This is a genomic window from Mesorhizobium dulcispinae (genome assembly GCF_033977345.1).
Lineage (GTDB): Bacteria > Pseudomonadota > Alphaproteobacteria > Rhizobiales > Rhizobiaceae > Mesorhizobium > Mesorhizobium dulcispinae.
On the sequence record NZ_JAVIIY010000013.1, the window covers coordinates 78,185 to 101,636 of the forward strand.

The 23,452-nt window shown below is 63.2% G+C and carries 26 protein-coding genes and 2 pseudogenes; 13 read left to right on the plus strand and 15 right to left on the minus strand.

The features are described 5' to 3' along the window. Positions 1-64: 64 nt before the first annotated feature. Positions 65-976, plus strand: coding sequence for an alpha/beta hydrolase family protein (locus RFN30_RS24790; protein ID WP_320264703.1), 912 nt, complete (start codon positions 65-67; stop codon positions 974-976). Between the two features lie 25 nt (positions 977-1,001). Here RFN30_RS24790 and RFN30_RS24795 read toward each other — a convergent pair whose 3' ends face one another. After that, positions 1,002-2,051 (minus strand): DUF1176 domain-containing protein, encoded by a 1,050-nt coding sequence (locus RFN30_RS24795; protein WP_320264704.1) that lies wholly within the window; start codon positions 2,049-2,051, stop codon positions 1,002-1,004. Positions 2,052-2,195: 144 nt separating this feature from the next. Here RFN30_RS24795 and RFN30_RS24800 point away from each other — a divergent pair, with 144 nt between their 5' ends. Then, positions 2,196-2,699: a DUF1993 domain-containing protein gene (locus RFN30_RS24800; protein ID WP_320264705.1), complete on the plus strand. Its 504-nt coding sequence runs from the start codon at positions 2,196-2,198 to the stop codon at positions 2,697-2,699. 45 nt (positions 2,700-2,744) lie between these two features. Here the strand turns inward: RFN30_RS24800 and RFN30_RS24805 are convergent, their stop codons facing one another. Next, positions 2,745-2,909, minus strand: a complete 165-nt coding sequence (locus RFN30_RS24805) for a DUF1127 domain-containing protein (RefSeq protein ID WP_082954041.1) — start codon at positions 2,907-2,909, stop codon at positions 2,745-2,747. A gap of 403 nt (positions 2,910-3,312) precedes the next feature. On the opposite strand from RFN30_RS24805, the gene RFN30_RS24810 reads away from it, so the two are divergent. The 3 genes from RFN30_RS24810 to RFN30_RS24820 all read left to right on the plus strand — a co-directional run bounded on the left by RFN30_RS24810 (position 3,313) and on the right by RFN30_RS24820 (position 6,256). Next, the gene (locus RFN30_RS24810) at positions 3,313-3,771 is read left to right on the plus strand and encodes a hypothetical protein (RefSeq protein WP_320264706.1); all 459 of its coding nucleotides are present in this window, start codon (positions 3,313-3,315) and stop codon (positions 3,769-3,771) included. A 111-nt stretch (positions 3,772-3,882) separates the two neighbouring features. Continuing rightward, complete coding sequence (locus RFN30_RS24815) at positions 3,883-4,950, plus strand: aldo/keto reductase (RefSeq protein ID WP_320264707.1); 1,068 nt, start codon at positions 3,883-3,885, stop codon at positions 4,948-4,950. 37 nt (positions 4,951-4,987) lie between these two features. Then, a complete protein-coding gene (locus RFN30_RS24820) occupies positions 4,988-6,256 on the plus strand; it encodes a cysteine desulfurase-like protein (RefSeq protein ID WP_320264708.1) in 1,269 nt (422 codons plus the stop codon). Position 6,257: 1 nt separating this feature from the next. Here RFN30_RS24820 and RFN30_RS24825 read toward each other — a convergent pair. The 4 genes and pseudogenes from RFN30_RS24825 to RFN30_RS24840 all read right to left on the minus strand — a co-directional run bounded on the left by RFN30_RS24825 (position 6,258) and on the right by RFN30_RS24840 (position 11,037). Next, positions 6,258-7,275: pseudogene (locus tag RFN30_RS24825) on the minus strand (histone deacetylase family protein). Next, entirely contained in the window at positions 7,272-7,781 is a 510-nt protein-coding gene (locus tag RFN30_RS24830; RefSeq protein ID WP_320264709.1) for a GNAT family N-acetyltransferase, read from the minus strand. Before RFN30_RS24830 ends, RFN30_RS24825 begins: the two are co-directional and overlap by 4 nt. A 231-nt stretch (positions 7,782-8,012) precedes the next feature. Next, entirely contained in the window at positions 8,013-9,395 is a 1,383-nt protein-coding gene (locus RFN30_RS24835) for an aminotransferase family protein (protein ID WP_320264710.1), read from the minus strand. Between the two features lies 1 nt (position 9,396). Further along, positions 9,397-11,037: a N,N-dimethylformamidase beta subunit family domain-containing protein gene (locus tag RFN30_RS24840; RefSeq protein WP_320264711.1), complete on the minus strand. Its 1,641-nt coding sequence runs from the start codon at positions 11,035-11,037 to the stop codon at positions 9,397-9,399. Positions 11,038-11,187: 150 nt separating this feature from the next. Between RFN30_RS24840 and RFN30_RS24845 the strand changes: the two genes are divergently transcribed. From RFN30_RS24845 to RFN30_RS24855, 3 genes are all read left to right on the plus strand, one after another. Further along, on the plus strand, positions 11,188-11,436 hold the full coding sequence (locus tag RFN30_RS24845) for a ParB N-terminal domain-containing protein (protein WP_059189249.1): 249 nt from the start codon (positions 11,188-11,190) through the stop codon (positions 11,434-11,436). Positions 11,437-11,567: 131 nt separating this feature from the next. Next, positions 11,568-11,963 (plus strand): GFA family protein, encoded by a 396-nt coding sequence (locus RFN30_RS24850; RefSeq protein ID WP_320264712.1) that lies wholly within the window; start codon positions 11,568-11,570, stop codon positions 11,961-11,963. 138 nt (positions 11,964-12,101) lie between these two features. Further along, positions 12,102-12,314, plus strand: a complete 213-nt coding sequence (locus RFN30_RS24855; RefSeq protein WP_320264713.1) for a hypothetical protein — start codon at positions 12,102-12,104, stop codon at positions 12,312-12,314. 2 nt (positions 12,315-12,316) lie between these two features. On the opposite strand, the gene RFN30_RS24860 is transcribed toward RFN30_RS24855, so the two are convergent. Continuing rightward, positions 12,317-13,228, minus strand: a complete 912-nt coding sequence (locus RFN30_RS24860) for a hypothetical protein (RefSeq protein WP_320264714.1) — start codon at positions 13,226-13,228, stop codon at positions 12,317-12,319. Positions 13,229-13,417: 189 nt separating this feature from the next. On the opposite strand from RFN30_RS24860, the gene RFN30_RS24865 reads away from it, so the two are divergent. Together RFN30_RS24865 and RFN30_RS24870 are read left to right on the plus strand one after the other, a co-directional pair. Next, complete coding sequence (locus RFN30_RS24865) at positions 13,418-14,290, plus strand: undecaprenyl-diphosphate phosphatase (protein ID WP_320264715.1); 873 nt, start codon at positions 13,418-13,420, stop codon at positions 14,288-14,290. Between the two features lie 55 nt (positions 14,291-14,345). Next, on the plus strand, positions 14,346-15,137 hold the full coding sequence (locus RFN30_RS24870) for a phosphodiester glycosidase family protein (RefSeq protein ID WP_320264716.1): 792 nt from the start codon (positions 14,346-14,348) through the stop codon (positions 15,135-15,137). Between the two features lie 153 nt (positions 15,138-15,290). Here RFN30_RS24870 and RFN30_RS24875 read toward each other — a convergent pair. Further along, a pseudogene (locus RFN30_RS24875) lies at positions 15,291-15,572 on the minus strand (TIM44-like domain-containing protein); the annotation flags it as partial. Here RFN30_RS24875 and RFN30_RS24880 point away from each other — a divergent pair. The 3 genes from RFN30_RS24880 (at position 15,543) to RFN30_RS24890 (ending at position 18,468) form a co-directional block, all read left to right on the plus strand. Continuing rightward, positions 15,543-16,178 carry a hypothetical protein gene (locus RFN30_RS24880; protein WP_320264717.1) on the plus strand — a complete coding sequence of 212 codons (636 nt, stop codon included), beginning with the start codon at positions 15,543-15,545 and terminating at the stop codon, positions 16,176-16,178. The pseudogene RFN30_RS24875 and the gene RFN30_RS24880 sit on opposite strands and share 30 nt — an antisense overlap. Before the next feature lie 321 nt (positions 16,179-16,499). Further along, complete coding sequence (locus RFN30_RS24885) at positions 16,500-17,639, plus strand: glycoside hydrolase family 25 protein (RefSeq protein ID WP_320264718.1); 1,140 nt, start codon at positions 16,500-16,502, stop codon at positions 17,637-17,639. A gap of 337 nt (positions 17,640-17,976) precedes the next feature. After that, complete coding sequence (locus RFN30_RS24890; protein WP_320264719.1) at positions 17,977-18,468, plus strand: DUF2314 domain-containing protein; 492 nt, start codon at positions 17,977-17,979, stop codon at positions 18,466-18,468. 253 nt (positions 18,469-18,721) lie between these two features. Here the strand turns inward: RFN30_RS24890 and RFN30_RS24895 are convergent, their stop codons facing one another. The 7 genes from RFN30_RS24895 to RFN30_RS24925 all read right to left on the minus strand — a co-directional run bounded on the left by RFN30_RS24895 (position 18,722) and on the right by RFN30_RS24925 (position 23,452). Then, positions 18,722-19,093 (minus strand): VOC family protein, encoded by a 372-nt coding sequence (locus tag RFN30_RS24895; protein ID WP_320264720.1) that lies wholly within the window; start codon positions 19,091-19,093, stop codon positions 18,722-18,724. A 57-nt stretch (positions 19,094-19,150) separates the two neighbouring features. Further along, complete coding sequence (locus RFN30_RS24900) at positions 19,151-19,357, minus strand: type II toxin-antitoxin system HicB family antitoxin (protein ID WP_320264721.1); 207 nt, start codon at positions 19,355-19,357, stop codon at positions 19,151-19,153. 4 nt (positions 19,358-19,361) lie between these two features. Then, complete coding sequence (locus tag RFN30_RS24905) at positions 19,362-19,550, minus strand: type II toxin-antitoxin system HicA family toxin (protein ID WP_320264769.1); 189 nt, start codon at positions 19,548-19,550, stop codon at positions 19,362-19,364. 223 nt (positions 19,551-19,773) lie between these two features. After that, positions 19,774-19,953, minus strand: coding sequence for a hypothetical protein (locus tag RFN30_RS24910; RefSeq protein WP_320264722.1), 180 nt, complete (start codon positions 19,951-19,953; stop codon positions 19,774-19,776). A 109-nt stretch (positions 19,954-20,062) separates the two neighbouring features. Next, positions 20,063-20,434 carry a hypothetical protein gene (locus RFN30_RS24915; protein ID WP_320264723.1) on the minus strand — a complete coding sequence of 124 codons (372 nt, stop codon included), beginning with the start codon at positions 20,432-20,434 and terminating at the stop codon, positions 20,063-20,065. Between the two features lie 55 nt (positions 20,435-20,489). Next, positions 20,490-22,340 carry a TniQ family protein gene (locus tag RFN30_RS24920; RefSeq protein ID WP_320264724.1) on the minus strand — a complete coding sequence of 617 codons (1,851 nt, stop codon included), beginning with the start codon at positions 22,338-22,340 and terminating at the stop codon, positions 20,490-20,492. After that, on the minus strand, positions 22,337-23,452 hold the full coding sequence (locus tag RFN30_RS24925) for an ATP-binding protein (RefSeq protein ID WP_320264725.1): 1,116 nt from the start codon (positions 23,450-23,452) through the stop codon (positions 22,337-22,339). The genes RFN30_RS24920 and RFN30_RS24925 overlap by 4 nt, the downstream gene beginning before the upstream one ends.

The following is a 23,452-nucleotide window of genomic DNA, read 5'->3' on the forward strand; positions in this document are numbered from 1 at the left end:
CGCTTTTCGCCAACCTCCGAGGCTGCAGGATGGACGCCGCCGTCGAAGCCGCCAATCTCCGCCCTTGAGGAGGAGATGGCCGGCAGGCCGGAGGGGGGCATTCACGCTCCATGCCTTTCTGATTTCACTGTTTTTTCTTTTTTCCGCCGCCTACGCCGAAGCTCTCGAACTCAAACCCTTCAAGGACGACCTCTTCGCCTACCCGGCGACGCTGTCGATCGGCGACAACGGCGCCTACACGGTCCTCGACTATCGCGAGATGCGCGACATCAACCAGCGCGACGAGGTGCCGGAAAGGCGCGTACATGCCCAATATACCGATCCCGGTGTGCGCAAGGTGCAGCAGGATCTGATGCTGAAAACCGATGCCGGCGATGTCAGGCATGTCGCGGTCGGCAAGACCGAAGGCGCCGCAATCATCGTGCTTTACCTGCACGGGCAGGGCGGCAGCCGCAAGCAGGGCGTCGACGACTTCACTTTCGGCGGCAATTTCAACCGCCTCAAGAACCTGATGGCCGAAAATGGCGGCCTCTATCTTTCACCGGACTTTTCCGACTTCGGCGACAAGGGCGCCGCGCAAGTGGCGGCGCTCATCGATCACTACGCCGGGAAATCACCGGGCGCCAAAATCTTCGTCGCCTGTGGCTCGATGGGCGGCATCCTTTGCTGGAAGCTGGCCGATCGCAAGGACACCGGTGCCCGCATCAACGGGCTGCTGCTGCTCGGCTCGCTCTGGGACGAAAGTTTTTTGACAAGCCCGGCCTTCACGCGCCGCGTGCCGGTGTTTTTCGGCCAGGGCAGCCATGACGTGGTGTTTGCGGTGGAGAAGCAGGAAGCCTTCTTCCGCTCGATCCTCGCCAAGGCGAAAACCTATCCGACCCGCTTCGTGCGCTTTGAGACCGGCACGCATGGAACGCCGATCCGCATGGTCGACTGGCGCGGCACGCTGAACTGGATGCTCACGAAAGCGCCTTGAGCGGGGGGCACGCTGATCGCCTTGCTCAAGGCGCGGTGTTGTAGTCGAGAACGGTTTCGGGGTTGATCTCGCCGTCATAGGACGCGTCGACGTCGTATTGCACCAGCGAGAAATTGCCGTTGCGGAACAGATAGGTACCGGTCGATGAAGCGTCGCCGACGCCGCGCCATTTGTTCATCGAGGTGATCGTCTTGGTCTTGTCGTCGTAGTCGGAATTGACCAGCTGGTCGTCGGTCTGGAAGCCGATGATGTGGATGCCCTCAACCTTGCCTTCGCTGTTGTTGTTCTCGTAGCGGATGTCGAGCTCCGGCGAGGCGAACTGCAGCTGCCTGACGCCGGAGACGTCGTCATAGATGTAGTAGACGGCGCTCTCATTGTAGGCGGCCATCGAGCAGAAGAAGCGGAAGAGCCGCGTCTCGCGCTCCGGCTCGTCGGCTGCGGCGTCCTTGTCCTTGTAGCGGATGGCGTAGGCGTCCGGCTCGCCGACCGGTTTGCCTTCCGGATTCTCCTTGTCGCACTGTTCGCCATAGGTGGCGAGGAAGGCCTTCCTGGCCCGTTCCAGCGCTTCGTCCTTCTTCGGTGGCGGCGGACCGTCGCCGCAGCTTGCCGGCACGGCATCCTCGAAATCCGAAGTCGACGGCTTCAGCGCACCCTTGTCGATGAAAATCGGCTGGAACGGCGGTTCCTGGATCTGCGCATTGACCTGCCGCAGCGTGTAGCAGCCGGCAAAGACTTTGGCCTCGCCCTTCTTGTCGGTCGCCTGGATGGCGACAGGGACGCTGTAGTAGATGCTGCCGGCAGCCCCCTCGTTCGACACCGCGCCGGTCTTGACCTCGACCGTGTCGGTATTGTCGTAGCCCTTGACGAAGGCGTTGAAATCTTTTGCCGGCTTGGTATCGCCGAAATAGGCCCAGGCACGGGCGAATTCATGCCGGTTGATGGCGCTGTAGAGCGAGCGGACAACGGCCTCGGCGCTGGATCTGTCGTCGATATAGGGGGCATCGGCCGCAAGCGCCGGTTGGCCGACGCCGGGAAGGGAGAACAAGGCAGTCGCTGCGAGAAGGATACGTCTCATCGGGAATCTCCGCTCGGTAACGAAAATACTACCACGGCGATTGCGGCGTCGCGGTGACGCGAGGGCCGGGCTGCTTGAAGAATCGAGCCGGGAGGCGCTAGCTCTCCACCCGCGGCGTTGAGGCCGCCTGGGGAGATTACTCACGTGACCATATCCATGTACGACATTTCCGTGGCCGTCTTTTCAGCCCGGTTGAAGGCGCTGGCCAGCGTGCTGTCGCTGGCCGAACAGAACGCGGCCGACCGCAAGATCGACCCGCAGGTGTTCCTGACCGCCAGGCTCGCGCCCGACATGTTCGCGCTGACGAGGCAGGTGCAGATCGCCACCGACCATGCCAAGGGCGCGCCGTCGCGGCTCGCCGGCCGCGAGGTGCCCAAATACGAGGACAACGAGTCAAGCTTCGAAGAGCTTCACGCCCGAATCGCCAAGACGCTCGATCATCTGGCGACGTTCTCGGCCGCCGACCTGGACGGATCGGAGGAGCGAACGATCGAATTGAGACTCGCCGGACGCGAAGTTTCGATGGGCGGGCTGCAATATCTGCTCAACGCCGCCATGCCGAACTTCTACTTCCACATCACCACGGCCTACGACATCCTGCGGCACAATGGCGTTCCGCTGGGCAAGTCGATTTTCCTGGGACGCTGAGCAAGAAGCCTCCCGCGCGGCGGGAAACCTCTTTTCATCGTTGAATCAGCGTATCGACATCTCGCGGGCGATGCGCGGAAAATCCGCCGGTTTAATCCCGATATCGGCGCGATCGGCGTTGCTCATCGCATTCAGAAGCGCGAGCGCCGAGCGGTAACGTTGCTGTTCCTGCGGCCGCGGCCGCGCGAACATTTCGGTGAAGAACCCCATATCCCAGGCCCCTAATTTGTCCTCCACACGCCGAGAATATAGGTGATTTGTTACAATTGTGCAGTGCAGCAATCGCATGGCAGCCATGCTTGGCGGAATTTTTTTCGCCACAATCGATTCTTTCTGAAACTTTTGCGGAAGCTCGATCGTACGCCACGGTGCTGGCACATGGCCGGCTTTTTCCTCGCCACTCCTGGCGACCTTGCCGGGCTGCACGAAATGCAGTCCGGCTTTTTGTTTCGGCACGTCCAGACACGGGTTTTCGGTACCAAAAGCCCACAATTGTTAACGTCGCCGGCATTCATTTTTAACGAGAGCGATCTATGGTCGACGGCGATAATGAATGCCGTGACGACAGAGGGAGGCTGAGATCGGCACCGGGGGCAAGCTCGATTTCGCTTCGTTGCTCGACGACCTGATCATCGCCTCGGAGAAGGGTGAGGACGGGGGCGCCCGGCCCTCCATTCCGTTCGACTATCTTTCGGTGGCGGACGAGCTTCACTCCGGCCGCATCAAGGTTGCCGGCGAGAGCGTTGCCGCCGAATACCGTGAGGCGGGCGCCGACCTTGCCGCTGAGTTCGCCGCGCTTCTCGACCAGGCCAAGCTGACGCTTGCCGGCGAGGAACATCAGCCGGAGGAAAAGCTGCCGCCGATCGATCCCGAATCGATTGCCGGCGAACTCGGCCTCGACCGCCCCGGCAAGAATGCCGATTTCGGCCGCATCCGGCGCAACTTCGCCTTTGCCAACCATCCCGACCGTGTCGCCCCACATCTGCGCCAGCGCGCCATGATCCGAATGCAGGTGGCCAATATGCTGATCGACGAGGCCAAGCGGCGGGCACTGGCTGCCACCCGGCGCTAGCAATCACGCAAAAGTCGGTGTGGGCGGGGCTTGGAGAACTTCCGGCCTATGCTTTATGCTTGAATTTCCTCCCCGCGCAGCCGCGCAACACCTCCCGCCGGAGACATTTCCATGCAAAAACGCCGCCTCGGTCGGACCGATCTCCTTGTTTCGCAAATCTGCCTGGGCTCGATGACCTGGGGCCAGCAGAACACCCAGGCCGAAGGCCATGCGCAGATGGACCTGGCTTTCTCGCGCGGGGTGAATTTCATAGACACCGCCGAGCTTTACCCGATCCCGCCGAAGGCGGAGACGCAAGGGTGGACCGAAAGGATCATCGGCAGCTGGATGAAGGCCAAGGGCAATCGCGACAAGGTCATCATCGCTTCGAAAGTGGTCGGCCGCACGGCCAACACCTGGTTCCGCGGCGACCGTCCGTCGAAGCTGGTGCGTGCCGACATCTTCGACGCGATCGAGAAGTCGTTGGCGAAACTCGGCACCGACTATATCGACCTCTACCAGATCCACTGGCCGGATCGGGACATTCCGTGGGGTTCGAACCCGACACGCATCGGCGCGGTTGCACGGCGGGCCGACGCTGCCGGCGCGCCGGCGGGCGAGACGCCGGTTGCCGAGACGCTGGCCGTCTTCGACGAACTGGTGAAGGCAGGAAAAATCCGCCATTTCGGCCTGTCGAACGAGAGCTCGTGGGGCGTCATGCGTTTCCTTGCCGAGTCCGACAAGGGCATCGGCCCGCGTGTCGCCTCGCTGCAGAACGCATACAATCTCGTCAACCGCACCTTCGAGGTGAATCTCGCCGAGGTTTGCGAACGCGAAGAGGTGTCGCTGCTCGCCTATTCGCCGCTGGCTCAGGGCTACCTCACCGGCAAATACGATCACGGCGCGCGGCCGCAAGGCTCGCGCTCGCAGCTTTTCAATCGCGGCCAGCGCTACGAGACGCCGAATGCCGCGGAAGTTCTGCTCGAATACAATGAACTGGCGCGTGCTTTCGGCATGGAACCGGCGCTTTTCGCCAACGCCTATGTGTCGAGCCGGCCGTTCGTGACCTCGAATATCGTCGGCGCCACCAGCGTCGCGCAGCTCGACATGGCGCTGTCCTCGGCTGAAGTCACGTGGACGGAGGAGATGCAGAAGGCGGTCGACGCCGTCCACCAGCGCGTCGGAAATCCATGCCCGTGACCGGAAATCGTTGAGAAAAGACAAAGGGATGGAGACGATGGCGAACTTTCCGATCGAGGCCGTGCGCGGCAAATTCCCGGCGCTTTCGCTGACGGACAAAGGTCGCCGCCGCATCTACCTCGACAATCCGGCCGGCACGCAGGTGCCGCAGGCGGTGGCCGATGCTGTGTCGCGCTGCCTGCTCGCGACCAACGCCAATCTCGGCGGCTTCTTCGAAACGGCGGTCGCGGCGCAGCAGGTGGTCGACGATGCGCATGCCGCGATGGCCGATTTCCTCGGTGCGGCAAGCGTCGAGGAAATCATCATCGGCGCCAACATGACGACGCTGACCTACCACATGTCGCGCACGCTCGGCCGGACGATGAAGCCGGGCGACGAGATCATCGTCACCCGCATGGACCATGAGGGCAATGTCTCGCCCTGGCTGCAGCTTGCCGAGGATCTTGGTCTCGTCGTGCGCTTCCTGCCGTTCGACGAACAGAGCTGGCAGGTCGAGGAGGCGGCCCTGCAGGCGCTGCTTTCGGAAAAGACGCGGCTGGTGGCGCTGAACTATGCCTCGAACCTCACCGGCTCGATCAACCGGGTGAAGGCGCTGACGGCGATCGCCAAGCAGGCCGGCGCATTGGTCTATGTCGATGCTGTCCAGTTCGCACCGCACGGCCTGATCGACGTTCAGGCGCTGGGCTGCGATTTCCTGGTCTGCTCGGCCTATAAATTCTTCGGGCCGCATATGGGCATATTGTGGGGGCGCCGCGAGGTCATCGATGCGCTGAAACCTTATAAATGCCGCTGCTCGTCCAACGGCCTGCCGGAGCGGTTCGAGCTCGGCACGCCGCAGATCGAGCTGATGGCCGGGCTGACCGCCGCCGTCGAGTATTTCGCCGATCTCGGTGCCGCCGCAGGCGAGGGCGGTTCGCGACGGCAGCGGGTCGCAAGAGCCTTCGACGTGTCGATCGCGTATGAAAACGCGCTCGCCCAGCGATTGATCGAAGGCCTGTCGGATATCGAGGGGCTAGCCATCCGTGGCATCACCGATCCGGAGCGCCTCAGCGAACGCGTGCCGACGGTTTCCTTCACGGTCGAAGGTATCGCGCCGGAGACGATCGTGCGGCAGATGAATGCCGAAAACATCTTTCTGTGGTCCGGCCACAATTACGCATGGGAGATCGTCCATCAGCTCGGCATCCCGCAGGAGCAGGGCGTCGTGCGCATCGGTATCGCGCATTACAACACGGCGGCCGAGATCGACGAGACGCTGGAAAGCGTGCACCGCGTGATCGCGATGCTGAGGCAGCAGCGCTCCTGAGCTATCCCTTTTTGCCTCCGAAGCCGGTTAGGAAAGCGGTGAGGTTGTCGCCGAGCGCATCGCAGAGATAGCCGCCCTCCTGCACGATCACCGTCGGTAGGCCGAGCCCGGCAATCGCCTCGCCGATGCGCGCAAAGCCGGGTGTCGTGACCGACAATCCACCGAAAGGGTCGCCTTCGAAGGCATCGAGGCCGAGCGCTACCACCAGCGCTTCAGGCGCGAAGGCGCTGGAAAGCGGTCGCAAGCGCCTCGAGAAACGCCTCGTCGCCGGACTTTCGCGGCAGCGGCAGGTTGAGATTGTAGCCGAGGCCGGGGCCTTCGCCGCGCTCGTCGGCATGGCCCCAGAAGAAGGGATAGAAGCGCACCGGATCGGCATGCAGCGAGACGGTCAGCACATCCGGCCGGGCGTAGAAGATCCCTTGCGTGCCGTTGCCGTGATGCAGGTCGACATCGAGGATGGCTACGCGGGCCGCATTCTTTCGCAGCACCTGCGCGGCGACCGCCGAATTGTTGATGAAGCAGAAGCCGCCGGCGACGTCGGCGAAGGCGTGATGGCCCGGCGGGCGGCAGAGCGCATAGGCCGAAGGCGCACCGGCCACCGCTTCGGCGGCTTCCACTGCGCTCCAGGCGCTCCACAGCGCGCTGTTCCAGGTCTCGGCCGAGATCGGGCAGGCGGTGTCGGCCATGTGATAGCCGGCCTGGCCGACGGCCGAGGCCGGATAGGAGCCGTCGCGGGCGATCGGGTGGATGTTCGGGATGACCTCGGCCGAGGCGCCTTCGATGCGCTGCCAGCGCGCGAAGATGTGCTCGAGGAAGTCGAGATATTCCGGTGTATGCACGGCGGCAATCGAGCCGAGGCCATAGTCCTTCGGCCTGTCGATCGTCAGGCCGGCCGCTCTTGCGCCGGCTAACAGTCTCTCGACGCGTTCCGGCTTTTCCGGATTGGGCTGGGGGGCGCCGCTGGAGAGGAAGGCCTTCGGGTCGTGTCGCTTCTGTTCCTCGGCATAGAAGGCTTTCATCGTTCTTCCTCCGGCGCGTCGGCAAAGGCGAAGAAGGCGTCGCCGACGATCTTTTGCACTTGCTCGTAGCTCGACCAGCCGATGCCCAGTCTCTCGTAGAAGGCCTTGGCGGTCTCGTTGTCGGTATCGACGGAAAGCCTGAGATAGACGCCGCCTGCCGCGCGGCATTCCCTGGCCACGCGCCGCAGCAGTTTCTCGCCGATGCGGCGGCCGCGAAACCGGTCCTCGACATAGAGGTCTTGCACAAAGACACCTGGCCTGCCCATCCAGGTCGAGAAGATCGGGAAATGCAGGCAGAGCCCGGCGAACTCGCCGCCGACCTCGGCGATCAAGGTCGAGAAGGCCGGATTTTGACCGAAGCCGTAGCGGCGCAGGTCATCGGGTGTCGAGGTGATCTCCTGATGCGCGCCGATGTGGGTGCCGAGGCGGAGCAGGGCGGCGTGGATGGTTTCGACATCGTCGGCCCGGCCGGGGCGGAGCGTGACTGCTTGTGAGGGTTTGTTCATGGAGAGGATGGCGCCCAGGCACCCCCCTCTGTCCTGCCGGACATCTCCCCCGCAAGGGGGGAGATCAGCAGTTCCGCCGACGGCGCTGTTTCTGCAACGTTGGAGATTGGCGGAAGCGGAAATGACATCCGATCTTCCCCCTTGCGGGGGAGATGGCCGGCAGGCCAGAGGGGGGTGGGACGGAGTGCAAGCATCTCAGATTGGCTTATCTCAAACGTTACCCTGCTACGCTCACCCCTCCACCGGCAGGTCGAGCTCCGCGGCCAGCGCCTCCAGCGAGTCGCCGATGATGGCGATGATCTCGCCGATCTGCTCGCGCGTGACGATCATCGGCGGCGCCACCATGAAATTGTCGCCGTCGACGCCGCCTTTGACCTTGCGGCCATAGATAATCAGGCCGCGCGCGTAGGCATGGTCGAGCAGGCGCTGCGTCGCCTTTTTCGCCGGCGCGATCGGCGCCAGCGTCTCCGGATCCGCGACCATCTCGGCGCCCAGAAGCAGACCCTTGCCGCGCACGTCGGCGATGAAGGGGAAGCGCCTTTGCAGCGCCTTCAACTCGCCGATCAGCACGTCGCCCATGGCGGCGGCATTGGCGATGAGATCGAGCCGGTCCATCTCGCCGAGCACGGCAAGGCCCGCCGCGCAGGCCAGCGGATTGCCGGCATAGGTGTGGCCATGCTGGAAGCCACCGGAGGCGAGCAGCGGCTCGACCAGTCGCATCGGTGCCGCCAGAGCGCCGAGCGGCGCATAGCCCGAGCCCAAGCCCTTGGACAGCGCGACAATATCCGGCTTGCAGTTCCAATGGTCGCCGCCGAGGAATTTGCCGGTGCGGCCGGCGCCGCTCATCACCTCGTCATGGATGAGCAGGATGCCGTAGCGGTCACAGATCTCGCGAATGCGCGGATAATAGCTGTCCGGCGCGACAAGGGCTGCCGTCGCGGCACCCCCGATAGGCTCCATGATGAAGGCTAAAACGCTTTCCGGGCCTTCGGCCTGGATCTTCTCCTCCAGCATGTCGGCATAACGGATGCCGCGCTGCTCCATCGACAGGTTGTCGCGGTCGCGCCAGGCGGTCGGCGCCGGCACCGCCGGCATCACCCGCATCATCGGCGTGAAGGTTTCGGCGAGCGCATCGTCGCCGGTGACGGCAAGGGAACCGAGCGTGCCGCCATGATAGGAGGGGAAGCGGGTGATCACCTTCCAGCGCTTGGATTGGCCGGTGGCGACCGCCCATTGCCGGGCGAGCTTGATGCAGGATTCGGTCGCTTCCGAGCCGCCGGAGACGAAGAAGATCCGGTCCATGCCCTCGGGAAGTTTTCCCGCCAGTTCCCGCGCCAGTTCTTCCGCGGGCTCGTTCTCGAAATGCAGCCGGTAGGCGAAGGTGGTCTTGTCCATCTGCCGCTTCATGGCGTCGAGCACGTTGCGATTGGAATGGCCGATATTGGCGACCATCGGCCCGCTCGAGCCGTCGATGAAGCGGCGGCCGTCCTTGGTCCAGAAATAAATGCCCTCGGCGCGATCGACGAGCGGCCGGCGCAGGCTGGAGAGATAGAACAGATGCGACGGCGGCCGCTCTTCGGCTTGCGGAGTGGACTGGGCGGACGATTTCGGCATGTCAGGACTTTCCGAGATAGCGGTCGAGAACATTCTTGGTCACGCGTTCGACCATCGCGTCCTGCCTTAGCAGGCCGGCGACCCATTCGCAGCTTCCGGCATGGAAGACCTCGCCCTTGCCGCGCGGGAAATTGACGATCATGCCGTTGCCGCGCTTGACCTTGTCGAGGTTGGCGTCGCTCGCCTCGCCGAACAGCGTCTCGGCGGTGAAGCGTCCGTCCTCATCGGTGAGGAACTGGTCCTCGATCGGGATGTCGGCGCTTTCCTCCACCTGGCTAGCCATGCCGACAGCCAGCACCTGCAAACCTTCCGGCGCGCCGCTCTCCGCAGTCGGGTAGGGCAGGCCGCCGCGGATCTCGAAATCGAGCCCGTCGACCTCATAGCCATAGACATGGCTGTCGGCGCCGAGCAGGTCGCCATAATAGATGCCGGTGCCGACGAAGGCCCAGTGCTCGGGCCGGTAGACCGGAAAGCCGCGTACGCCGCGCGGCGCGCAGCCGCCCCAGCCGGCATAGACTCCGCGCGTCGCGTTGAGGCCGAAGGTTGCGCTGCCCGGACGGCCGATCTCAGGCGCTTCCCAGGAATTGGTGGCACGGGTGACATCGCCGCCGCGATAGGCAGGGTCCTCGGCGCGGGCGCGGTATTTGTAGCAGACCTGCCGACGTCCTTCGTCCTCGAGCCTGGTCTGCCACATGAAATTGCCGGCAAAGCGCGCCGCATGGCCGCCGCGCTCGACATAGGCGTCGACCGCGTCGCGCATCTCCCAGGTCCAGTATTCGTCGTGGCCAACGAAGACGACGCAGTCGTAGCCATCGAGGATTTCGGGCGAGAAATGCAGGTCGTGCTGGCTGGCGAGATCGACCGTATAGCCGGCGCGCTCGGCGAAGCGGAAGAAATGGCTGTCGTAGCTCGCCCAGCCGGAAGAGGCGTATTTCTTCGAGTGGCCGGTGGCAAAGGCCCATTCCATGTGCGGGTAGCGAGGCACGGTCTTTGGCGGCACCGCGACTTCCACCGGCACGCGCGGCGCGTCCTTCGGCAGCACGACGAAGCCGCGGCACCAGGGGCGCTGCGTCGAAACCATCGTGGCGTACTGGTCGCGCTTCGGGCCGGTGATGCCCTGATAGTGGTTCGAGCCGCCCCAGGTGTTGTAGGCGAGCCAGGTGCCGGTTGCTGCGACCTGAAGCAGCCGGCCGGGCTTGCGGCCGGGCAGGGGCGCGACGATGAAGAGATGGTGGCTCTCGATCGTTCCACCGCCTCGGTCATCAGCGGCAAGCGTCACGCGATAGGCGCCTGACGGCCAGTCGTCGCCGATGCGGAATTCGAAAGTCGCGTCCCAGCCGCAGCCTTCGACCGAGCATTGATCGGGCGTTTCCTGCCAGCGCGCCAACAAGCCGGTCTTCTCGCAGACTTTGGTTTCAACGCCGCCGTCGCGGACAATGACGATGCCGAATTGCGGCGCGGTCGAGCTGACGAAAAGCGTCACCATCTCGCCCGGCCGGTAGGAAAAGCGCTCGCTGTAACACCAGATCTCGCCGCTTGAGCCGTCCATTCCGGGCCATTCGTAATAGTGACCGCGCACCGCTTCGCGGCGCTGCTCGGGCGTCAGCCCGAAATCGGGGAATTCGGTCGGCAACTGCAGCAAAGAACACCTGAAACCAACAGGCCGCCATTGAGACCATTGGCCCGGCCAAGCGTCAAATGGAAACGATCGGGCCAGCGAGCACTTGCGCTTGGCGATATCCGGCAAACGAACTATTTCTCCTTGGTAGATGTTTCAACGCCGGGAGCCGACATGCTGCGCGTGCAAAAGGTCAAGGTCGACGACATTTACGTGCCGACGGCGCGCCGCAAGACGCTGCATCCCGAGACCGTGCGCCATCTCGCCGAAGACATCCTCGAGAACGGCATGAAGACGCCGATCCAGGTGCGCCACGACGGCAAGCGCCATGTGCTGGTCGAAGGGCTGCATCGGCTGGAAGCCGCCAAATGGCTCGGCGAGACCGAGATCGATGCCTATCTGGTGCAGGCGCGGCGGCACTGACTCCGTCCTGTTTTTATTGCCATGCCGGCGCCCGCATCACCGCAAGCGATCGCATCCCATCAAAGCTTTTTGATTGACGATAAGATGCCGGTCGCTACCGTGCCCGCATCCCGACAAACCGAGTGCTTACGATGACCAAATACCTGGGCGGGTGCCTGTGCGGAGCGGTGCGCTTTCGCGCCGAGGCCGAACCGATCAACGAGCGCGTCTGCCATTGCCGGATCTGCCAGAAGGCGATCGGCGCGGCCTTCAACGCGCGGCTTCTGTTCCGCATCGACGACGTCACCGTCGAAGGGCCCTTGGCGACGATCAATTCCTCGCCGGACCTCAAACGCGGCTTCTGCGCGGCCTGCGGCACGACGCTGTTTTCGCGGCGCGATTCCAGGGGCATCCTCGGCATCACCTCCGGCTCGCTCGACGATCCGTCCGTGTTCAAGCCCGACATGCATTTCTGGACCGCTTCCATGCAGCCCTGGGTGCGGCTCGACGACGGCCTGCCGCAATATGAGGGCGCGCCTCCGGCTTAACCTTCTCCCGTAAGAGAAGGTTAAGGTCTGCACAAAAATTTCATCTTCGATTCACGAGATAGCCGGCAAAGCGTCATTGGCGGGCCATCATTGGCTGATTATCTAACGCCATGCGGGAAGGCATCGAGGAGGCGACGGATGAGCGAGAGCATCAACACCCTGGACGAGCTTTTGAACGACCCGATGATCCAACTCGTGATGGAGCGTGACCGCGTGCGCCCGGCCGAGCTTCGCTTGCTCCTGGAAAAAGCTCGCGACAGGGCTGCCGACGATTCCCGCATCGACCAGCCGGTGGTGCCGCCGGCGCATGTCGTGGCCAGAAGCTGCCTGAAGCAATGGCTGTACCGCTAGGGTCAGCTCGAATTCGCCGGTAAATAGCTGTAATGGCTGCGGAAATAGGCAATTTTGAAGCCGAGCCGCGCGTAGTTGCGGTAGGCCGGGCCGTCACGTTCGGGGCGCGGCGCCTCGATATCGGCGACGAACAGTTTTGCGCCGGCGGCGATGCCGTCGCGGACCAGCCTTTCACCAAGCATGGCGTCGAGATCGAAGCTTGGCGCCATGATGCCGGGTACCGGCGCGTCGATGCCGCTCCAGGCGGCGCCATTTGAGATGAACAACGAGCGTACCGCTGCCACCGCGCCATCCCGTTTCAGCATGTAGTGACGCCAGCCCTTGCGGCCGACCAGCGCCATGAGCCAGGGCGAGGTGGGTAGCCTGTATTTGCCGTCGATGAAGGCAGCCCATTCGGGAGCTGTTTCGGACGTGACCTCCTCGACCGATAGATCGTCGGCGGAAAAGACCGGTTCGGCCGCCAATGGTGTCGCATCGCGAAAGATGCGGTCCCAGCCGCTTTGATGCTGCAGCCCGCGCGCTTCCAGCCAGCATCTCAGCCGCGATGGCTCGGTGTGCGGGCTGGTATAGAACCACGGCCGCAAAATGCCGGCGGCGCGATATTGCGCGAGCAGCGCGTCGACCTGATCCTCCGTCGCCGGGCCGTCGATGCCGATGTTCTTCACGCAGTTGAAATGGATGAACGGGATCGTCGTGCAGGTGGTCCAGACGAGGTCGCCGTCGCGGGCGATCGACAGGCCATGCCGGGCGGTGAAATCCGCGGGCGCCGCATCATAGAGATCGAGCCAGGCATTGACCTCTGCGCGTTCGATGGCGCGGCTCAAATCGCGCGAGACCTCGTCGATCGCGATTTCTGGAGCGTGCGGTTCCGGCGGCACGACTGGCTGCAGTTCCGAGAGGGCGGCGGTCGACATGGTGATCCTCCTCCGATTTACCTTACAGCGTAAGATTAGTGGATGATAATATGGAGGTGGACGTTGTCAAGCAGGATTAGCGGCACCTTACAAATCCGTGAGTTGGATTCACGCTATCGTGAGGCTAAGCCTTTTCCCTGAGGGGCTTTGCGAAATGACGATTTACTTTGCTGTTGGGAAAGGACTGGGATGACCGACGTCTGCACACAAGGGTTGGATACCGGCTTTGTCGGCCTGGGTTATGCCAAGGTGGCATTTCTCGGCATCGTGCAAGGCATCACCGAATTGCTGCCGATCTCTTCGACGGCGCATATGCGCATCCTGCCCGCCGTGCTCGGCTGGCAGGATCCCGGCTCCGCCTTCTCGGCCGCCATGCAGCTAGCGGCATTGGCCGCGGTGGTCAGCTACTTCTGGAGCGATGTCAGGGACGTGACCGTAGGATCGCTGTCGGCGCTCGCCCGCCGCGATTTCAGTGACCGCTATTTGCGCCTGGCGATCAGCATCGTGCTGGCGACCATTCCGATCATCGTCGCCGGCCTGGCGCTTTCAGGCGTTCTCAACGCTTGCAATTCACCGCTGCGGAGCCTGAGCGTCATCGGCGGGGCCTGCATCGTCATGGCAATCCTGCTGGCGCTTTCCGAGATCTACGCCAAGCACAGGCTCACGCTCAACCAGGCTTCGATACTTGACGCGGTGCTTGTCGGCGTCGCCCAGGTCGGTGCGTTGATCCCCGGCGTTTCGCGTTCGGGATCGACGCTGACAGCCGCGCTGGGTTTGGGTTTCGCCCGGCCAGAGGCCGCGCGCTTTTCCTTTCTGCTCGGCCTGCCGGCTATCGCGCTTGCCGGCCTCAAGGAGCTGTGGGAGTTGCACAAGGTGCATCTCGGCGCCTATGGCTGGTCGGTCCTTGCCGTCGGCCTGGTCGTTGCCTCGATCTCGGCCTTCTTTGCCATATGGGGGCTGATGCGGGTGCTGGAGCGCTTTTCCGCCTGGCCCTTCGTCATCTATCGCGGCCTGCTCGGCATCGTGCTGCTGATGAGCGTCGCTGCCGGCTGGCTGAGCTAGAGGCTGCCGCAAAATCGGCTATACGGGTACCTGAACCTTCGCTTCGGGCGCCCTGATGGACCTTGTGACGCTGCTGCAATCGGTGCCACTGCTGGCAACGCTGGTGAAATCGGCGCTGCCGGCCGCCGTCGGCGCGGGCATGGGTCTCGGCCAATGGCTGGCGGCGCTGCCGCCTTGCCGCGACCACACCTTCGACAGCGCGACCTACCTCGTCTGCGAGGCCGATCCGAAGCACTATTCGATCGAGCTGTTCTGGAAGGATCCGGACGGCAAGCTCTACCAGTCGCTGCACAATCTTCGAAACGCGCAACAGGCTTCCGGGCGCACCATGCTCTTCGGCATCAATGCCGGCATGTACCATCCCAATCTCGCGCCGGTCGGGCTCTATGTGGAGCGAGGGCAGCAGATCGCGTCGGCGAAGATCGGGGCCGGCACCGGCAATTTTTCCATGCAGCCCAACGGCATCTTCTATCTCAGCGGCGGCAAGGCCGGGGTTCGTGCGACGAAGGATTTTTTGAAGCGTCCCCCAAAGGTGGACTACGCGACCCAGTCCGGACCGATGCTGGTCATCGACGGCAAGCTGCATCCGAAGTTCCAGGCCGGCAGCCCATCGCGAAAAATCCGTGACGGCGTCGGCGTCCGGGCAGACGGCGTCGCGGTCTTTGCGATCTCGAACGATGTCGTGACCTTCCACGAATTCGCCCGTCTGTTCCGCGACGAGCTCGGCTGTCCCAACGCGCTCTTCCTCGACGGCTCCATCTCCAGCCTCTATGCGCCGGCGATCGGCCGCAACGACGATTTCTGGAACCTCGGACCGATGATCGGCGTGTTCAGGCGAGGCGGGTAGACGCTGCCCGTCGACGACCGTCGAAAAGCTGCGTCGGTAAAACGCACCGCGGCGCTGATTGCACCACGATGCCTTGGGTTCAGTGGGCGCGTCCTGGATTGCAGACAGCAGCCACGGCCCACCGGCCTCGCGAGTGAAAGTCCACAGCTCGGTCGTCTCGACCGGGTTGTTAGGATCGCCCTTTTCGACGGCGCCGGTCTGGCGGCTGCGCATGACATCGATCGCCGACCAGCGCATTGCGGCGGTTGCATAGTCGCGAGAGCCCTCTCGCCACGCCTCCGCAATATCGGCTTCCAGCAGCTCAAGATTGGTCACATCGTTCTTGAGGCCATGTGTGGCGTTGTCCGCCAGTTCCTCCGAGAGGTAGGAAACCATTTCGGGCGTCGTCAGCCGCCGCAATCCCTGATGGTCCTCGCGACTGAACGCGGCCTGCACGTCGCCGAGGATGCGTTCGAACGTATCCCGATCCGCATCCGTGATGCCGATTTCGTCAGCGCCGGATGCGCCGGTCGCGCCCAAGCTCTGCGTGCTGGACCGATAGCTAGGTTGGGAGCCTCCCCAGCCTTGCTGGCCGAAGGGAAAGCCGGAGCTTCTCATATTCGCCGGCGCGGCATTGTCGCGGCCGAAAAACCGCATCGCCAGCATGATGAGGCCGCCGATCAGCAGCAATTGGAAGATGAAGCTGAAGCCGCCGCCAATGCCGCCGAAGCCATGGCCGAGCATCATGCCGAACAGGCCGTTGAAGAGCAGTCCGCCGACCAGCCCGCCGACAAGGCCGCCGCCAAATCCGTTCCAGAAGCCCGGGCGCGCCTGGCCGGGGAAAGACTGCGCCGGCGGGATCGACTGGGTGGTGTTCGGCGTCATCGAGCGCGTCACGGGCGCGGTATAGGGCGCGGTCTTCGTCGGAGCCGGAGCCTGGAAAGTCCGGCTGCCGCGGCTGCCGAAACTGCCGCCCATGCGCGCCTCCGCAGTGCCGATAGTGGCGCTTCCGAGCGCCATCAGCAGGATCAGGAAGATCGACGCGAATTTGATCGTCCGTGATTTTGACATTGGTGACAAATCCTTGGGGTGACAATCCTTGGGTCGGAGCGTTTCAAACGCATCTAGCGAGCCCCCTATATGGGTACGAATTGGGGCAGGGTTAGACCCTGTCTTTCAAGACGTCGGTTGTAGCGGGCCTGCAGCTATTCAATCGCGGCCTTGCGGCTTCCGGATTCACGGCGGCTGGGCCAGTCGCGAATCGCCCGGCCGGGCCAAAGGTAAATTTTGATTCAAACTTTGTTGGTAATTTCTCGTTAGGAATGGGGCTTCCGGCGGCGCTGTTCCTGCCCTCGGTCTGTTTTGTTTTGCGTACAGGTCAAGATGCGGATTTTTGGCGTCGTCAGTCTCGTGCTCGCAGCGCTCTGCCTTGCCGGCTGCTCGTCCACCTCGGGCGTCGATGCATTGCAGATGCCGTCCAGCGAGACGACCAGCTCCGTTGTCAGGCCCAGCGCGCCGGTGACGAAGGCCGCGAGAGCGGTCGATACTGAGACGACTGTCGAGACCGCGTCGATGTCGGGCGCTGCCCGCATGAGGCCGCCGGCGTCGCTGCCTGGCGATGGGAATCCGCGTCCTGACAACGAGAATGCGAATCTTGATGACGAGAACGCACGCCCCTTCGGCCTGGCCGAGGAAGAGACGGTGGCGTTCCTTGCTCCCGACCTGCCGGACAGCGCCGAACCGCCGGTGCAGGAGACAGCGCTCGTCTCGCCGCCGAAGCGACTGTCGCGCGCCGCGCCCGCCATGCTGGCAAGTCCTGTCACGCGTTATGCTTTCCGCGATGCCAAGCCGATCAACTTCGGCCGATCTTCGCCGCGGCACCTTGCCGTCCACGGCGTCGATGTCTCGCGCTGGCAGGGCAACATCAACTGGCAGAAGCTGCGCGCCCAGGGCGCCAACTTCGCCTATATAAAGGCGACCGACGGCGGCGACCATCTCGATCCGATGTTCATGAAGAACTGGCGCGGCGCCGATGCCGCCGGGCTGAAGCGCGGCGCCTATCATTTCTTCTACTGGTGCCGCACCGCCGGCGAGCAGGCCGACTGGTTCATCCGCAACGTGCCGCGGGTCGCGGGCGCGCTGCCACCAGTGATCGACGTCGAGTGGAATGGCGACTCCTCCTGCAAGCGCCGGCCCTCGCGCGAAAAAGTGCTGGAGAAGATGCAGGTGTTCATGGACAAGCTGGAACGGTATTACGGCCAGCGGCCCATCATCTACACCAGCCCCGATTTCTATCGCGACAACCTGCGCGGCGCCTTCCCGGACTATCCGTTCTGGCTGCGCGCGGTCGCCGCGCACCCGTCAAAGGTCTATCCGGGCCGCAACTGGCTGTTCTGGCAGTATTCGGGCTCCGGCCTATCGCACGGCGTGAGCGGCCGCATCGACCTCAACGTGTTCCACGGCGACGAGCGGCAATGGCGCGCCTGGCTCGGCGGCGGCCAGATGGTGGCCGACGCGGATTGATCCGCTTTCGGATTTGCGCGGCTGTCTGAGGGGCTTGGGGCGCGATTCCGCGAAGGTCGCATAGGCAAGCACGCCCATGAAGACCGCGAAGTAGGCCAGGACGACGGCGAGAACGATCAGGGTTTCGGCAGGCATATCCGGTCTCCTTGAGAAGATGGTCAAGGAGACAGCGGGATGGGTCGCGATGCCTTGATTTGGATCAAGCGATTTGCCGTTTGGACGACCGGCATATCGTCGGCAATTTCAGGATTCCGCTAACCACCCGCTCACTTTGTCCCTTAGCGCTGCGGCAACCGCATTCCGGTAACGTATGCGTGATCGCAACCTGGAGGGGGCAATGCGCAATCTGATCGTTACCGCCGCTGTGGTGGCCGCCGTCGGCTACGGATTCTTCAACTCGATGGCTCACGTGCGCGGCAGTGAGCCCAAGGACAACATCGTCGCCTATTCCACCGCGGACAAGGCGATGCAGGGCGCCAAGGCCAAGGGCCATTCGACGCTGCCGCGCTTCCATGAGTTGATGGACGCCCGCACGCCCGGCACCTACACGGTCAAATTCCCGCTGACCCAGAACGGCGCAACCGAGCATATCTGGATGCAGCTTGTGGCCTTCAGCGACGGCCATTTCGTCGGCCTGCTCGCCGACAAGCCGGTCAACGGCAACCAGTACTACAAGATGGGCGACCGCATGACGGTGGCCGAGACCGATGTCGAGGACTGGATGATCCGCAACGGCGCCGATGTCTATGGCGGCTACACGGTGCGCCAGGCGCTGGCGGACATGCCGAAGGAACAGGCGGCGAAGTATGCGATCACGTTCAAGGATTGAGCGCGGCTTCCCTTCTCCCCTTGTGGGGTGAGAAGCGGTCTGCGTTAGCGGACGAAAAGCCAATTGCTTGGCTTTTCGAGCTTCGAACGCCCTGAGCCTGCGAAGGGCCGGGTGGTGGCCGATCCACCCCTGCTGGGTCCCCGCTGCTTCGCAGCGTCCCAGCGTTCGCCGGCCTTTCATCGTGCACTGGCACGATGAATTCGCTTCGCGAACCGGCTGCTCACCCCACAAGGGGAGAAGGAGAGGGCGCGCGCTACGCTTCGTTGAGCATCGCCTCGATGTTGTACCCATCGGGATCGAGCACGAAGCAGGCGTAGTAATTCTCCGCATAGTTGGGACGCAGGCCGGGCGCGCCGTTGTCCGCAGCACCGGCCTCGAGCGCCGCCCGATAGAACGCATCGACCTCCGCCTTGCTCTTCACCCGGAAGGCGACATGCAGATGGGTGAGTGGTGGCTTCTCGCCCGTGCGCTGGATTTCGAACAGGCAGCCATTGCCGACATCGAAGGCCCAGAACACGCCGTCCTTGCCGAAGGAGAGGCGATAGCCCAACGGCACGAACGCCTTTTCGTAGAAGAGCTTGCTCATTTCGAGGTTGCTCACTTCGATGGTGATGTGGTCGATCATGGATTGTCTTGGAGAATCGCGACCAGCGGCCACCCACAACGGAGATGGCGGATGTGGCTAGGCCTCTATGTATTCCGCCAGACTTACGCCTTTCGGCACATCCAGCCCATCGGCACGCAAGCCCTCGATATGGAAACGAATTGCATCGCGAATTTCGGTTTCCACTTCAGCGACTGTGGCGCCGGTCGCGATGCAGCCAGGCAGATCCGGCACATAGGCAGAGTAGTTGTTCCCCGCTTTCTCAATGACTACGGCGTAACGCATGCCATCACTCCTTCAGGCCGGACTGCTTGAGGATGCTGTTCAATGTTCCTGGTGCAACCTCTTCAGACGGCTTGCCGGCCACGGTGACGCGGCCGGCTTTGATTTTGTGCTTATATTGGCGATGGCTGCCTTTGGTTGCAACCAGATACCAGCCGTCGACTTCCAGCATGCGAATAACCTCGCGGACTGTCAGTCGACCTGACGCGTCACTAATTCTCACTCACCTTAACACCTAAGTCGCTGAAATCGATGATGAATTTCTGCGCCAACTTCATCGTGCCTCATCGTTTCCACGCTTGAAAGCTGCTCAGAAATCCGCGGGTATGTGATCTGATGGGCCGCTTACGGGCCGGGTCAGGTCTAATCGAATTTCCGGTTTGATCATGACGCGCCGGCACTCATCCTGAAGGAGAGCTTCAGGCGATGTCGGAGATGAAAAGATGGGTAGGGTGAATTGCCAGATGGGGATCGATGAAATGATGAGGGACATCGCGACAATACGGGAGATCGGTCTGGTCGACGCGATAGGTCGGCTCATCGAGGAGGCGAGGGGGCATCCCGACGCAGAACGTGCGGCGGGCGAGATTGCCGATCATGAGGTCTGGTTCAAGTGGGCCACCGAGCACGAACGAACACATGGCCGGGACAGCCTTCTGGACACCCAGCACCCAATCTACCTCGAGGCGGAAGAAATGGCCCGCAGCGTCAGATACGTGGGGATTGCGGGCGGTGGGTATCCGATCGCCGATTGAGGCTCTTCGCCCACGCCTCAGCAAGCGGCCGTTTATATGTGCCTTTCTCGCTGATTTTCGCTTCGTCGCTATTGCACACCGCGTACACTGGCTTCCCGCCAAGATCGAACTCAAGGGTGACCCACGCATTACCTTGGGCCGGTGGCTCGACGCGATCTCCTACAGGAGCCTTATCGTCGGCTCCCAAGGCCTCGGACAATTCCGCCTCGTTGTCGAATGCCTTCTTCAGGAAAAGGTCGTTCTTGAACCTAACGATCCAGACCGTCTGGCCATCCACGTCGAGCGGCAAGACCCTGTCATCCTTTATCGAGGGTGCTTTCTTCATGACGCGTGCTCCTTTGCGTGAGTAGCCCAATGAAGGATTCGAGCCGCAAAGTGAACTAGGACGGCTCGATCGGAGGTGGAATCTCGGATCTGCGGTAGAGCGTGATTCCGAGTTCGTCCGGGTCGGTGATCGGTTTGACGCCCGCCGCGGCGAGCATTTTCTTGACCCGGGCGAAATGCTCCCCGCGTTCCTGGGCGAGGTTCATGAGCGACACATACGTCTCCTTGAACGCTGCCAAATCTTCCGGCATCACGATGGTCTGCGGGCAGCGGTTGACAGGGTTGATTGCCGTCCTGGCGGGAAGGTGACCGTGCTCAATCAGGGCTTTAACGACATCGGTCGAGGCTTTCAGCCTGTGCTCGACCTCCCGCAGGGATAAGCCGCCATGATCTGCGAGCTTTGTTTTCTCTCGGAGTTCCCCCAGATCGACCAGCACCGAAAGGAACCCGCGCTCCGCAGGATCGCGGCCAACACGCGTGAGCTTCCCGTCTAGCACCAGCCGCACGACGTCCATGACGGGGCAGCAGCACCGCTTGGCAGCCTTCAGGAGAGTCTCGAAGGCGGGATCGTCACCGAGGGCCGGGTCGGCCTTGCGCAGCAACCGCTCGAGGAACTCGTCAAGATCAGCCTTCCTGAACGTGTAGTGCATACCCGAATTTCCGCGGGGCTTCTCGATCATCGGCTTGATCAACCCGCCCCGGACTAGGGCTTCGTCGTGAGGCCGCGGCACATTCAGGTAGGCTCGCGCCCCCGTCATGTTCATCGCCTCCTTCAGCTCTCTTGCGAGGGCCGCCACCTGTTCCGGATCGGCGACCACCCTGTCGTCGATCATTGAATCCGAGTCCTTTCCGGCAAGTCCCGCTTTCCTGAGCGCCTTCCGCAGGCGCTTCGGATGCATGGCGAACTCCTGGGCGGCCGTGTGCACCGAATGAAGCCGACGAGCGCCCACATCACGTCCGAACAGCGTGTCGCCCGGACCGAAGGGCAGCGTCTCGACGGCATGCTCCAGGATGATGTCCCGAACGGGATCGTAGACGCGGTCCTGGCTCTCGTGCGCCAGCCAGTCGTAGAGACGCCCGTACATGACTTTCGGACCCGCGCTGGAGCGACGGGAACGAAATGGCGCCTGGAGATCGTCCAGGAACGACCTGATGCCGGCAGCGCCCTTGTCTACGATCTCGAAGCCCGCCGCCTCGCATGCCCAGGCATCGTCGTCACTGAGGTCGTCCAGCGCCACCGTTGGCCCGTGCAGGGCTACCGCGCCGGTGACGAGCGGGAGGTGCAGGGCCGCATAGAGAGGCAATCCGTCGAGCCACGATCCGGAAGCCGTGCCTTCCAGCCGCCTGGCCACATAGAGCTCGAGCTTCGAGGGCGAGCGGAGCACCGCTGCGTCGGCCAGGAATTGCAGGCGGGGGATAGCGTCCGCGATCACCCGCGAGGCATCGTGAATGACATTCGGTCCGTCGAGCTTCCCGACCTCGGCGAGAGCCATTCCGTGCCTGTCACAGGTGCGCAATCCCCGGATCAGCCACATGCTGCGGCGGTGCGGCCTGGCAGCAAGCCGGCAGTCGAGCCGCTCGATGTCTTCGCCCATGCAGGCCGGGCACATGCGAACGCGGTTCCTGACCAAGCTCGACTGCAGCAGGTGCTGGCCCTTGTACATGAACTGCCGCTTTTCGCCGAACCGTGTGAACGCCTCGCCGAGGAGCCGTTTTCCGTCTACTCCCGACAGATCGGCGAGCGCGAGGACGGGGTCCGGCTCCCCGTTGATGATCCCGCGCGGATCGATGCCGAAGTCGCGACAGAACTCGCGCATGTCGTCCCGGCAGACTCTCGTCGACAGCCGCGAGGCGAAATCCGGCGGGGTCTCGCGGTCCCCCAGCTCCAGGGTAAGTGAAAGCCTCATTGCCTGACTCCTTTCGTGCTGCGCCCCTTCGGCTTTCGTGCGCCGGTAACCTTTCCGGCCTCGTCGACAACGTCCTCGTAGAGCGCCGCCTCGACTGGGATCGCGGTCCAGTTGTCGGCAATGAAGGGGTTGAGATCGTCGTCCCTCACGCCCGTGCGGATGGCGTAGACATCCGCGAAATGGCCGAGGCCGAGTTCCCCGCCGCCTTCCACCATCAGGCATTCCGCGATCGCATCCTGTACGTATTCGACGACGATGCCGAACTGGTAGGTGGCTGCGTGGAGAAGGCGGTGCGCGAAAGCGTCCGCCTGAAGCTCGCCACAGCCGATGGACGGGCAAATCGCCACCAGGTCCCGGACTGTCTGCCGCACCGACTCCGCATGGTCGGGAAATGCCAGCGCCTCGAAGGGCAGCACGCGGACGCGCCTCTTCATGGAAGCGTCGTTCTGGCAGAAGCGCGACAGCTCAGGCAGGCCGGACAGGATCAGCCAGATCGGCCAGTCCGCTTCCTGCATCATCCGCTTGAGCGTGTTCTCCACCTCCTGGGCCATGGTGTCGCTCTTGATCTCGTCTCCGTGCTGCGCCTCGTCGATATGGAGGATTCGCACCCCGCACTCGGCCATCAGCTCGCGCACGACGGGCCAGACCTTGCTGTGCTGGATTTCCCGGCGGCCGTGGTAGCCGAGCTTGCGGGCGATCTCGTTGCCGAGCGCGCCCAGCGTGAACGGGGAGGGGGCTACGACGGATAGCAGCGGGCACCACTCGTCAGGCTTGCCGAAGCCCTCGAACTCCGGACGGCTGGCGAAGGCATGGGCGAGCGCGCGGCTCTTGCCCGCTCCCGCCTGTCCGGTGACGACGAGCGCGCGGCCGCCGCGCACCATGCCTTCAGCCGCGGCCACGCCAGGCTGCTCGCCAAGTTCGAGAAGCATGGAGTCCAGGAGCCAGTCGATCTGCTCGCGGAGCTGCTCGTCATACACCGTGGGCAGGTAGGCCGAGAGGACTCGGCCCACCGCCTCATTCACCGTGCGGCGCTTGTCGGTCTGGTTCGATACGATCCGGTTGAGGAAGGCGGCAGACTTGCCGCCTGGACCCGAGGTGTTCATCATGTTCAT